10 protein-coding genes are annotated in these 11,840 nt (G+C 70.5%); 3 read left to right on the top strand and 7 right to left on the bottom strand.

From position 1 onward, the window contains the following. The 7 genes from BM085_RS38500 to BM085_RS38475 form a co-directional block, all read right to left on the bottom strand. Positions 1 to 412 (bottom strand): enediyne antibiotic chromoprotein (locus BM085_RS38500; RefSeq protein WP_093891702.1); only part of this gene is annotated, 412 nt, incomplete at its 3' end. A gap of 648 nt (positions 413 to 1,060) precedes the next feature. Beyond that, positions 1,061 to 1,213, bottom strand: coding sequence for a hypothetical protein (locus tag BM085_RS43850; RefSeq protein WP_177245486.1), 153 nt, complete (start codon positions 1,211 to 1,213; stop codon positions 1,061 to 1,063). Between the two features lie 74 nt (positions 1,214 to 1,287). Continuing rightward, on the bottom strand, positions 1,288 to 1,842 hold the full coding sequence (locus tag BM085_RS38495; RefSeq protein WP_218158949.1) for a MarR family winged helix-turn-helix transcriptional regulator: 555 nt from the start codon (positions 1,840 to 1,842) through the stop codon (positions 1,288 to 1,290). 108 nt (positions 1,843 to 1,950) lie between these two features. Continuing rightward, positions 1,951 to 2,961 (bottom strand): methyltransferase, encoded by a 1,011-nt coding sequence (locus tag BM085_RS38490; RefSeq protein WP_093891701.1) that lies wholly within the window; start codon positions 2,959 to 2,961, stop codon positions 1,951 to 1,953. Positions 2,962 to 3,290: 329 nt separating this feature from the next. Next, a complete protein-coding gene (locus tag BM085_RS38485) occupies positions 3,291 to 4,139 on the bottom strand; it encodes an alpha/beta fold hydrolase (RefSeq protein ID WP_093891700.1) in 849 nt (282 codons plus the stop codon). Positions 4,140 to 4,263: 124 nt separating this feature from the next. After that, positions 4,264 to 5,916, bottom strand: coding sequence for an MFS transporter (locus BM085_RS38480; protein WP_093891699.1), 1,653 nt, complete (start codon positions 5,914 to 5,916; stop codon positions 4,264 to 4,266). Positions 5,917 to 6,040: 124 nt separating this feature from the next. Next, on the bottom strand, positions 6,041 to 7,468 hold the full coding sequence (locus BM085_RS38475; protein ID WP_093891698.1) for an ABC transporter substrate-binding protein: 1,428 nt from the start codon (positions 7,466 to 7,468) through the stop codon (positions 6,041 to 6,043). A 519-nt stretch (positions 7,469 to 7,987) separates the two neighbouring features. Between BM085_RS38475 and BM085_RS38470 the strand changes: the two genes are divergently transcribed. From BM085_RS38470 to BM085_RS38460, 3 genes are all read left to right on the top strand, one after another. Next, positions 7,988 to 9,370 (top strand): FAD-binding oxidoreductase, encoded by a 1,383-nt coding sequence (locus BM085_RS38470; protein WP_093891697.1) that lies wholly within the window; start codon positions 7,988 to 7,990, stop codon positions 9,368 to 9,370. Positions 9,371 to 9,666: 296 nt separating this feature from the next. After that, positions 9,667 to 11,445, top strand: a complete 1,779-nt coding sequence (locus BM085_RS38465; RefSeq protein WP_245789945.1) for a non-ribosomal peptide synthetase — start codon at positions 9,667 to 9,669, stop codon at positions 11,443 to 11,445. 78 nt (positions 11,446 to 11,523) lie between these two features. Then, positions 11,524 to 11,739: an MbtH family protein gene (locus tag BM085_RS38460; protein WP_093891695.1), complete on the top strand. Its 216-nt coding sequence runs from the start codon at positions 11,524 to 11,526 to the stop codon at positions 11,737 to 11,739. The last annotated feature ends 101 nt before the right edge of the window (positions 11,740 to 11,840 follow it).

Here is an 11,840-nt window from a genome sequence, read left to right as displayed (position 1 = left end):
TGTTGATGGGCCAGGTGGTGCCGTCGGCGGCGCTGCCGGTGAAGGCGGTGCGGACGGTGAGGGTTTTGCTGAGGGTGCCGGTGGCGGAGGCGGTGACGTCGACGTTGGTGGCGGCGTTGCAGGCGAAGGCGTCGGGGCGGACGGCGGCGCACTGGCCGAGGTGGTAGACGCTGCCGGGCTGTAGGCCGGTGGCGGTGATGGTGACGGTGGTGTTGTCGGTCAGGCCGGTGGCGGGGGCGACGGAGATGGCGGCGGCCGTGATCGATGCGCCGGAGGAGGCGGGGGATGCGGTGGTGGTGGCGCCGGCGGCGGGCTGGAAGGCGAGGCCGAGGCCGAGGGCCAGGGCGGCGGTGGCGCCGAGCTTGGCGATGAGCTTGTTCTTGTTCTTGTTGGTGTTGTTGGTGTTGTGCATTGTTTGGCCTTTCGGTTGGGGTGGTGGTTTGTTGTTGTTGTTTTGTCCTTGCACACCAAATTCTGCTGATTCGACTGGTTGCAAACCAGGTGTGTCAGGGTCAGTAAGCTGCCTGGGGGTAGCCGTTTCCTGTCAGCCGAAACACTGGACGGATCCCCTCTCCACATGAGAAGAGGCGCCGCAGCCGGGCCGGAGCCGTACAGGGTGACGGCTGTGACCGGGGGCAATGCCCTGGCCTTGGGTTCCGGCCATGGGGTGCGGCCGGTCCGGCTGCCGGTTATTGGGTCCTGGCAATCACCGACCAGGATGGGCTGTGTCGGAAAAATCCCCTAACAGGCATTTCAGTACTGAGGCGGCCCGCACCAGCAGGCGTTTTGATACTGGAGTCCCCACGCCGACAGGCGTTTTGATACTGGAGGGCCCACGCCGGCAGGCGTTTTGGCGCCGGGGTGGCCCGTGTCCGTCGAAGCGCTCATCCGGGCGTGGACGCGACCCGTCACCTCACCGGCCGCCGACGAGAAGGCCGCGGCTCCGTGCCCGCGCATGAGCGGACGGAAGGGAATGCGAACGGCCCGGCCGACGGGCGAGGCCACCATCTCCGTGGAGACCTGCGCGTTCCCCGGCCGGGCCGGAGCAGCCCGTCGGCCCTCAGTGGCGAGTGGCCTCGGGGTTGCGTCGTACGCCGACCGCGGCCAGGATCGCGACCGAGGCGATGGTGGACCCGACGGCCCCGATCATGTAGTACGTCCGCCGCCCGGAGCGGTCGCCGAGCTTGCCGCCCAGGATCAGGGCAGCGGCCACCGCGACGAGATAGGCGTTGTCGAAGAGACGAGCCGGGGACTACGGGGTGGCCGCGGGCACATGGCGACGTCCGGTCACAGACGTCCGGCCACAGACGTCCGGTGAAGGAAACCGCGCGGAGTCAGTCGGCGGTGGAGGGGAGATGCCGGCTCAGGGACGTCAGCGCGCCCAGGGCCGAGCCCAGGGCATCCCGCTCCCCGTCCGTGAGGGCGTGCAGCGCGCGCCACGTAGGCCGTCTTGAGCCGCCGGACCTCGGCGAGCCGCTGCCGGGCCATGGCCGTGGCCGTGGCCATGGGGTAAAGATGGGCGACCCGCTTGTCGGCGGGGTCCTGCCTGCGCTCCAGCAGCTCCAGCTCGGTGAGCTGCGAGACCAGGGCACTGACGTTGTTCGGCTTCATCAACAGCGCGTCGGCGGCCTCGCGGACCGTGATCCCCTCGCGCTCCTCGACGAGCCACAGCAGCGCGAGCCGGCCCTCCGGAAGCCTGGGATGCGGGAACTCCTGGCCGGCCTGCCGCTCAAGAGCCCTGTGCAGCGCGGGCAGGCTCGCCACGAGTGCGGAGGCCACGTGGTCGATGTCCTGAGAGGACGCGCTGGAGGCGGGCACACCTCCCACAACAGGTATCAACACATACCTATGTCAACCTACCGATAGGCGATCGGGGCGCCGGCGACCATCGCATCGACGCCCCGATCGGGCTCGACCGGCGGCGGCCGTACGGCCTTCGCCGGTGAAGATCTACGGGATGGGCTTCAGTTCGATGATCGACAGCTTGCCCGCGGGATACACCGCGACCGTCCTGAGCCCGGAGCCGGCGGCCAGTGCGGTGATCTCGGCGACCCCGCGCTCCTTGCCGCCGCAGTGGACGAGCATCCGCAGGTCCATTCCGGTGTGCGGCGCCCCGCCGCCGGCGTCGATGGTCTCCAGGACGAACACGGTGCCGTCGGGACCCGCCGCTTCCGCGCAACGCCGCAGGATCGCACGCGCGGCGGTGTCGTTCCAGTCATGGATGATCCACGAGAGCACGTAGCCTCCGGCGCCCGGCGGCAGTGGGTCGAAGAAGCTTCCGGCCACGACGTCGGCGCGGTCGGCCAGACCCGCCGCCGCCAATGACTTCCGCGCGACCTCGGCGGTGTCCGGCTGGTCCAGAACCGTGCCCCGCAGCTCCGGGTACTCGGTCAGCAGCGCGATCAGCAGTGAACCGTCGCCGCCGCCGACGTCGACCACGTGTCCCAGCGACCCCCAGTCGTAGCACGAGAGAAGCCCGGGTGCCCGCGCCGGGACGTTGGCGCTCATCCACCCGTTGAAGGAGTCGGCACGCGCAGGATCGGCCGCCAGGTCCTCCCAGAAGGGCCGGCCGAACTGGACCGGGTAGGCGGCCTCGCCCGTACGGACGCTGTGCAGCAGCTGGACGAAGGACAGTTCGATGCGGCCGACCGCGCCGTCGACGTCGAGCAGGGCGCGCATGCCCGCGGGGTGATCGTCACGTAGCGCCTCGCCCCGGGCGGTCAGCGCGTACCGGCCGGCCTCGTCACGGCTCAGCACGTCCCTGGCGGCGAGATACCGCATCAGGCGGTCGAGCGCGTCGGCGTCGGCGTTCACCGCCTCGGCCAGCTCCGGCGCGGTGCGCAGTCCGGCGGCGATGTGGTCGGCGATCCGCAATGTCGCCGCCACGCGCAGTACCATCGGGGTCGCGAGATGCGCCATGGCCCACAGCTTGGCGCCCACCCCGTCTTCGTCTGCCAACACGTCTTCCTCCTTCGCAAGGCGCACGGACCGCCGCGATCACAGCGCCGGCTCGCCGCCGATCGCCGGATGCGCGGTTCAATCGTCACGCCGGAGCCCTTCCCGGCACATCTTCGGGATTGCGGATTGACCGCTCCCGGCTCTCAGCTCCCGGCTCCCGCACCAGGCCGCGCCGCGCCGGGTCCGGTCCGGTGCGGCGCGGCGCGGCGCGGAGGCAGGCCGCCACGCTCGGCGCCCGCCGAAGGACGTCCGCCGGAACGCGCGCGGGCTCCTCGCCGACGATGACGGCGAGGAGCCCGCGGTGCCCTACCGAGCTCGGTCGGAAATCCCGGCTAGCTCTCCTGGAAGGACTTGTGCACTACTTCGGCGAACCCTCCGGGGTGGGTGGCGAAACCCTGGTGGTCGCCGGGGACGTACACCGGTGAGGTCCCCAGTCGCTCGACGAGCGCGAGGCCGGCCTGGTGGGGCATCTGCCCCACCGACCCCTCCCCGACCGCCACGAAGACGGGGGTCGAGGCCGCCTTCAACCCGGCGACGTCGGGGACGTGGTTGATGGTCGTCCGCAGCTGGTGGGCGAAGAGGAACTCGGTGTTGGCCTGCATCCTCCCCATCGCTTCCAGCATCTCCGGCGACATCTGCGACATGTCCGGCATCTGCGGGGGCGGGCTGTCCTCGCCCTCCACGGCCAGAGTGGCCATGAACTTCTGCCCCGCCGGGCCGAGGCCCTCGCTGACGTAGGTGTCGTACACGTCCTGGAAGGTCGCCTGCCAGCGCTCGCTGTCAGGCAGCAGGGTCATGGCCGGCGGCTCGTGCGCGACCAGGGCCCGGACCTGCTCGGGATAGCGGGCGACCAGGTCCAGCGCGGTCAGCGCGCCACCGCTACAGCCCAGCACGTAGGCCGGTTCGGTGGCGAATGCCTTCAGCACGTGGTGGGCGTCGTCGCTCTGGACCTCGATGGAGAGGGTCTCCGGCGGCGGGCCGTCCAGGGTGCTGCGCGAGGTGCCCCGGTTGTCGAAGCTGAGGACCGTGTAGCGGTCGGCCAGAGCTTCGGCGACGCCCTCGAACGTGCTGGCGTCCGCCGGACCACCGGCGATCATCAGCAGCAGCGGACCAGATCCCCGGATCTCGTAGTACAGCGTCGCGCCCGGCACTTTCAGAGTGTCTGCCTTCGTGGCACCCATTCACTTACCTCCATGACTATGTGTGTGAAGAGTCATTCTGTGACTCTATTATTCCATTTTCGCGGTCAGATTATGGCGAAATAGGCAACTCTCCCGAGAACGCGTACAGCCGGGGCCCGTTCCCCTAAATAGAGGAGTTATTGACAGCCGCTCTATCATCCACCTTCGACGCCGATCCACCGGCGTTCACGAGTGCCGTGTCCTCGCTCTCGGCGGCGGGAGCCGGGTCGGCGGGGGGAGCCTCCGGGGCCGTCTGGCCGACGGGGGGCACGTGCCTGAGCCGGACGGCGACCAGGACGGCCACGATGCCGATCAGGACGGCGCCGATGATCGAGACGGAGTGCAGGGCGTCGACGAGGGCCTGGTAGGCGGGGGTCAGCAGCGAGGTCGCCACCGGCTCGGGCAGCTGGCTGGCGGCGGCGGTGCCCGCGGCGAGGCTGTCGCCGGCCGCGGCGGCCGCGGGAGCCGGGATGCCGGCCGGCAGGGTGTCGGCGATCTGGTTGCGGTAGACGGCGGTGCCGATGGTGCCGAGGATGGCGATGCCCAGGGTGCCGCCGAACTCGGTGCTCAGCTGGGTGAGGGAGCCGGCCGAGCCCGCCTTCTCCGGCGGGGCCGAGCCGACCACCAGGTTGGTGCCCAGCGCGATCAGCGGGGCGCCGCAGAAGGACAGGACGGCGAAGCCGATGATCAGGGTGGCGGTTCCGCTGGTGACGCCGACCTGGGTGAAGACCAGCAGCACGGCCACGATGCCCGCCATGCCCGCGGCGATGACGTAGGCGGGACGGAACCGGTTGGCCAGTTTGGGACCGACCTGGAAGCCCAGGGTCGCCGCGGCCATTCCGGGGATCAGCGCCAGACCCGCCTGCAGTGTGGACATTCCCTGCACCAGCTGCAGGTAGAACATCATGAACAGCATCATGCCGCCGCCGGTGCTGCTGTAGGACAGCTGACCGATCAGCGCGGTGCCGACGGCGCGGTTCTTGAACAGCTGCAGGTCCAGCAGCGGGTTCTCCAGGCGGTTCTGGCGGCGGACGAACGCCACCCCGGCCACCAGGCCGACCACCACCGCGACCACGGGCAGCACCTCCCAGCCGTCGCGGACCAGCTGCTTGATCCCGTACACCAGCGCCAGCATGCCGATGAGGGACAGGGCCACGCTGGTCAGGTCGAGCCGGCCGGCCTGGCTGTTACGGAATTCGGGCAGCAGCTTCGGCCCCGCGATGAGCACGATCACCATGACCGGCACGCCCAGCAGGAACACCGAACCCCACCAGAAGTTGGTCAGCAGCACGCCGCCGATGACCGGGCCCAGCAGTGCGCCCAGGGTGAAGGTGCCGCCCCACACGCCGAAGGCGGCGGCCCGCTGCTTGGCGTCCTGGAACATGGTGACGATCAGCGCCAGGCAGGACGGGCCCAGGGTGGCCCCGGCGACGCCCAGCAGCGCGCGGGAGACGATCAGCATGCCCGGGTTCGTGGAGTAGGCGGTCAGCAGCGAGGCCACGCCGAAGGCGGCCGCGCCGATGAGGAGCAGCTTGCGCCGGCCGATCCGGTCGCCGAGAGTGCCCATCGTGACGAGGAACCCGGCGAGCAGGAACCCGTACATGTCCATGATCCACAGCTGCTGGGTGCTGTTCGCGCCCAGGTCGGTGGCCAGGTTCGGCAGCGCGAGTAACAGCACGAACAGGTCGATGGCTACGACGAAAGTGGGCAGGGCAAGCACCGCCAGCCCAAGCCACTCCCGCCGTCCAGCTTTGGTCGGTACTTCGCCAGCAGTCACGTCACTGATCCTTTCGTCATAGTGCTCACTATTTCGACTCCTGTTTCAGCTCGGTCTTGTCAGAAAGCGTGCGCGCCGGACGGCACGACCGCATCTTTCAAATTGCTTTCTTCGCAGGCTGAGATCAGCGGCTGAGCTGAACGATGTTTTCCAGGTCGGCACCCGAATACGGTTCGGCGTCCCTGAAGTACTCCACCCTCAGGCTGTTGGGGCTGCGCGGACCCGCGGCGGCGCGGTCGGCGTGGTAGTCGTCCAGCAACTGCTGGGCTTCGGCGGTGGCCTCGGCGAACCGCGTGTCGGGGTCGGCTCCGTGGGCCAGCACGTCGCCCATGGCGTGCGTCATGACATCCTGGGCTCCGGCGAAGTCGCCGAACAGCGCTCCCTGCGACGGCGGCGCGCCGTCCTTGGCGTTGGCCCCGCCGCCGTTCCCCCGGCCGGGATACCTGTTGACGTGCTCGCTGGCCACCCGGTGGTAGGGGTGCTCGTCGAACCAGCCCTCCTCCTCCAGCAGGTCGTAGGAGGCGTGGGTGAGCGGGATGAAGCTGTTCGCCTTGTGCCGGTCGGCGGCGTTGCGCGGGTTGTGCAGGAACTGCAGGAACGCCAGCGCGCCGTCCTGGGTGGCCTCGTCGAGGCCGTCGGCCAGCCAGAGGGAGGTGCCGGCGACCGCGTTGCCGACATACGGGACGTGATCGTTGTAGGGGAAGATGCCCGCCTCGATGCCGAACCCGCGGCTCTTGGCCGTCTGGACCATGTAGTTGACGTCGTTGGACGAGGAGATCCTGATCGCCACCTCCTGGTCGGCGAAGGCCCTGAGGGTGCCCTCCCAGTCCGGCATCTTGCCGGTGTAGAGGTAGTGGCCGTCCTGGTGGAGCCGCTGCCACCACTTGACCCAGGTCAGCATCTCCTTCGAGGAGAGGTCGACCTTCTCGGCCTGGCCGGACCTGCCGTTGTCCCGGTCGGCGAGCAGCCCGCCCTGCGAGGCGATCGCCTGCTGGAAGAACGTGCCGTGGTTGGACCAGGTGATGGCGTGGGACGGGCCGCCCTCGTGCGCGGCGATCGTCTTGCAGACGGCTTCGACCTCGTCCCAGGTCTGCGGCAGCTCGGTCACGCCGGCCGCGCGGAGCAGGTCCGTGTTGGCGTAGAGCAGGCTCGTCGTGCCGACCGACGGCATGGAGAGCAGGTCGCCGCCGTAGGTGTAGTACTCGCGCAGCGCCGGGATGATGTCGTCGATCACGACCGGCTCGCCGAGGATCTCCGTACGGCCGGCGATCGCCTTCTCCAGCGAGGTGAACAGCGGGCTGCCGTCCTGCTTGACCGAGTCGCGGGCCACCTGGGCCATGTAGAAGTAGTACTCCGCGATGGCCGGCACGCGCCCTTCGGCGGCCGCCTCGGCGATCTCCACGGGGAACGTCCGGAAGTCCTGGCCGGTGATGTTGATCCGGTACTCCGGATGCGCGGCCTCGAACTCCTCCCCCCACTTCATCCACCGGTCCATGTATCCCGGAAAGGTCAGGTCGGCCACCCAGACGTCGATTACGGTTTTGCTCTTCATTCGATCTCCTCCTGCTTGTCAGGGCATGGCGGCCCGATCGGCCGCGCACTCGGGGTGCGTGCCGAGCGGTGATCGCCGGAGCATGTTCGCCTGGCCGTACGCCATGGGGCTCGGGTCGGTGCCCGCGTGGGTCATCGGGGGCGCGGTCCACCTTGAGGCCCATGATTGAGCAGCGGACGACGGGCGAGCATCTCCTGAATTGCCCGATTCGACCGCCCGGCCGATGCGGATCCGGCCCCGGTGAAAGGCCCGCGACGCGGAGAGGCGCGGGAAGAACCGGACGCGCCCGCGCGACCCGCCGGGCACATGGGAAGAACCGGACGCGCCCGCGCGACCCGCTGAGCACGCGGGAAGAAGACTCGGCGGGAGGCCGATGTGACGATCTCATCGGCGATATCTCTCCGGGCGCGGGCCGGCACCGGCTGGTCCGGCACGGCCTCGTCCGGTGCCCGAACTTGTGGAGCCGCAGCCCGAACGGGCAGCCGTCGCCGCTGCCCCGCGAACGGAGGCACGTCACCCATGACCACGCTCGGCGAACAGGACACCAGCATCGCGCTGCCCGGGGACGCGGCGTACGACGCCGCGACGCAGGTCTTCAACCTGGCCGCTCCGGCCCGGCCGGCGGCGGCGGTCACCGCGCACACGATCGACCAGGTCCGTGACGCGATCCGGCACGCCGAGTCCGAAGGACTGCAGGTACGCGTGCACGCCACCGGCCACGCCTCGGCGGCCACCCGTCCCATGGACGGCGCGGTGCTGATCCGGACGGAGCTGGGCGGCGCCGTCGAGATCGACGCGCGGAGTCGCGTGGCGCGCGTCCCCGCGGGGACGCGGTGGGGCGCCGTGGCCGAGGCCGGGGCACCGTACGGCCTGGCCGCACCGCACGGCTCGTCGCCGACCGTCGGCGTCGTCGGGTATCTGCTGCGCGGCGGGCTGAGCCCCTACGGCCGGCAGGTCGGGCTGGCCGTCAACAGCGTCCGCGCGATCGAGCTGGTCACCGCCGACGGCGAGCTCCGCCGGGTGGACGCCTCGTCCGACCCGCAGCTGTTCTGGGCGCTGCGCGGCGGCGGTGGGGGGTTCGGCGTCGTCACCGCCGTCGAGATCGAGCTGTTCCCCGCGGTCAAGGTCATCACCGGGGCGGCGTACTGGCCCGCCGTCCACGCCGAGCGGCTGCTGTCGGCGTGGCGGCGGTGGACCCTGGACGCGCCCCGGGAGGTGACGACGTCGCTGCGGGTGATGAACCTGCCGCCGCTGCCGGACGTCCCGCCCGCGCTGGCCGCGGGCCCGGTGCTGTCGGTGGACGGTGCGGTGCTCAGCACGACCGACGACGTGACTGTCGCGCGGCGCCATGCCGAGGACCTGCTCGGGCCGCTGCGGGCGGTGGCCGAGCCGGTGATGGACACCTGGGAGTTGACCACTCCCGCCGCTGTGCTGCACGCGCACATGGATCCCAGCGACCCCGTCCCCTTCCACGGCGACCACATGCTGCTCTCCGAGATCGGCGACGACGGCGCCGCGGAGTTCCTCAGGGTCGTCGGCGAGGGGTCCGGATCACCGCTGATCGTCGCCGGGCTGCGCCAGCTCGGCGGCGCGTTCTCGGAACCGGACCCGGCCGGAGGCGCGCTCGACCACCTCGACGCCCGCTACTCCTACGCGGGCTCGGGAGTGCCGTTCGACCCGGACGTCGCGCGGGCCCTCGTGGACCACTGCGCGAAGGTGCGTGCCGCGCTGGAACCGTGGGACACCGGACGTACCGTGCCCTCCTTCGTGGAACGCCTGGATCAGCCGCAGCGGCACCTCAGCCCGGAGCAGGTGGACGCCGTCGACCGGGTCCGCGCGCGCGTCGACCCCTCCGGCCGGTTCCGGGGCGACATCGCCCCCAACGCGTCCGCGTTCCGCTGAGCGCGTCCGAGCGCGCGTACGGCCGCCGCGGAGGCAACACCGCAATCCCGGAGATGCGCGCGGAGCAGGCGAATGTGACGCTGGGTGCATGCCTGAACAGGCAGAACCACACTGATCGCCGGAGGTAGCAAGCGGCGTGGGCCGGGCCACCGTACAGCGGTCCATCGCGCCTTCCGGTTCACCCTGTCGTCGCGGTCCCCGCCGGCGCCGACGCGCGCCGAACACGTGGTGACCCGGGCCGGCGACCGCCCGGCACCGCCGTCGGGTCTCAGGGAATGAACGGATTGGAGTACGTGATGGGTTCCTCTTCCACCATTCATGGACGTTTCGCCGAGCAGGTCGGCCGGACGCCGGACGCGGTGGCGGTGTCTTCCGGCGACGTCCGCCTGACCTACCGGGAGCTGGACGAGCGGTCGAACCAGATGGCGCACCGCCTGCTGGCGTTGGGCGCCGGCCCCGAGGTCCCGGTGGCGGTGCTGATGGAGCGCTCCGTCGACGTGGTGGTGGCGATCCTGGGGATCGTCAAGGCCGGGGCCTTCTACCTGCCGGTCCACCACGCGTATCCCCTGGAGCGCAAGCAGTGGATCATGGACCAGTCCGGGGCGCCGGTTCTGCTGGCCGACGAGGCCATGCGGGAGCGGGGCCTTCCCCGGGGCGGTCACGTCCTCATCCCCGGGACCGACCGCGAACTGGCGGCGTCACCGGTGACCGCCCCCGGGACGGCGACCGATCCCGACCAGCTCGCATACGTGATCTACACGTCGGGCTCCACGGGGCATCCGAAGGGCGTCGCGGTCACGCACCGGGACGTGCTGGGCCTGGCGTTCGACCGGATCTGGGACACCGGGCGGCACGAGCGGGTGCTGATGGTGGCCCCCTACGCCTTCAACGTGTCCACCTACGAGCTGTGGGTGCCGTTGCTGCACGGGGGCCGGATCGTCGTGGCGCCCCCCGGCGACCTGGACGTCGGCGTCCTGCGCCGGCTGATCGGCCAGGAGCGGATCACCGGCGTGCACCTGACCGCCGGGCTCTTCCGGGTGGTGGCGGAGGAGGCGCCGGAGTGCCTCGCCGGTGTGCGCGAGGTGCTGACCGGTGGTGACGTGATCGCCCCGACGGCGGTACGGCGCGTGCTGGAGGCGTGTCCGGACATGGTGGTCCGGGCCATGTACGGAGCGACCGAGATGACGTTGTTCTCCACGCATTCGCCGCTGACGGCTCCGTACGATGCGGGGTCGGTCGTGGCGATCGGCGGCCCGATGGACGACGTCCGCCTGCACATCCTCGACGACCGCCTCGGCCCCGTCCCCGCCGGCACGGTCGGTGAGCTCTACATCTCCGGCCGGGGCGTGGCGCGAGGATACTTCGGCCGCCCGGATCTGACGGCCGAGCGTTTCGTCGCGGACCCGTTCGGAGGCGCGGGCGAGCGGATGTACCGCACCGGCGACCTCATGCGCAGGAACGACGACGGCCTGCTCGAATTCATGGGACGCGCGAACGACCAGGTGAAGATCCTGGGTTTCCGGGTGGAGCCGGCGGAGGTGGAGGCCGTCCTGGCGACCTACCCGGGGCTGGCCCACGTTGCCGTGGTCGCACGGGAGACCGAGGCGGGCGAGAAACGGCTCGTCGGCTACATCGTCCCCGAGGCCGGCGACCTCGACGCCCCGGCCCTGCGCGCCCACGCGATGGACTCGCTGCCGGAGTACATGGTGCCGACGGTGTTCGTCACGATGGACTCCCTGCCGTTGACGCCCAACGGAAAGCTGGACCGCCGGGCGCTTCCCGAGCCGGACTTCGAGGCCGTGGCACCCTACCGGGCGCCCCTCGACGCCAGGCAGGAGGTCCTGTGCTCCATCTTCGCCGAGGTGCTCGGGGTGCCGCGGGTGGGCATCGACGACAGCTTCTTCGAGCTGGGCGGCCAGTCGCTGCTGGCGATGCGGCTGGTCAGCCGCATCCGGGCGGTGCTGGGCGTGGATCTGTCGATCGGTGACCTGTTCGACGCCCCCACCGTGGCGGACCTGGACAGGCAGCTCGGCAGCGACCCGAAGCAGGTCGGTCCCGGCTCCGGAAGGAAGTAGCCGGACGGACCGGTCCGGGGCCGGCCCGCATGAGCGGATGCCGTGCCCATCCGATTGGGAGACCCGAGAGAGGGCGAGATGACGAATCCTTTTGACCTCCAGGACGGTGTTTACTCCGTGCTGATCAACGAGGAGGGCCAGCACTCCCTGTGGCCTGCCTCCGCCGACGCGCCGGCGGGATGGGCCGTCGCGTACGGCCCGGCCCGCCGCGGCGCCTGCGTCGACTACGTGAACTCCAACTGGACCGACCTGCGGCCGCGCAGCCTCGCGGCCCGCATGGGCGCCTCCTCCTGAGCCCGCTCCGGCGCCTGTCCGGCCTGACCCGCCGGACTTCCGTCTGTACGGCACGGCAAATTGGACGACTAACGGAGAAATGACCTATGGCCTCGTCAGGA

Origin of the sequence: Streptosporangium canum (genome assembly GCF_900113865.1) — a bacterium.
GTDB lineage: Bacteria > Actinomycetota > Actinomycetes > Streptosporangiales > Streptosporangiaceae > Streptosporangium > Streptosporangium canum.
Note: the sequence above shows the minus strand (reverse complement) of the source record. Positions and strands in the feature narration are given on the sequence as shown.

Bases quoted from the DNA above. Each gene is read 5' to 3' on its own strand.
- BM085_RS38485 (WP_093891700.1), bottom strand. From the start codon at position 4,139: ATGGGTGCCACGAAGGCAGACACTCTGAAAGTGCCGGGCGCGACGCTG.
- BM085_RS38475 (WP_093891698.1), bottom strand. From the start codon at position 7,468: ATGAAGAGCAAAACCGTAATCGACGTCTGGGTGGCCGACCTGACCTTT.
- BM085_RS38470 (WP_093891697.1), top strand. From the start codon at position 7,988: ATGACCACGCTCGGCGAACAGGACACCAGCATCGCGCTGCCCGGGGAC.
- BM085_RS38465 (WP_245789945.1), top strand. From the start codon at position 9,667: ATGGGTTCCTCTTCCACCATTCATGGACGTTTCGCCGAGCAGGTCGGC.
- BM085_RS38460 (WP_093891695.1), top strand. From the start codon at position 11,524: ATGACGAATCCTTTTGACCTCCAGGACGGTGTTTACTCCGTGCTGATC.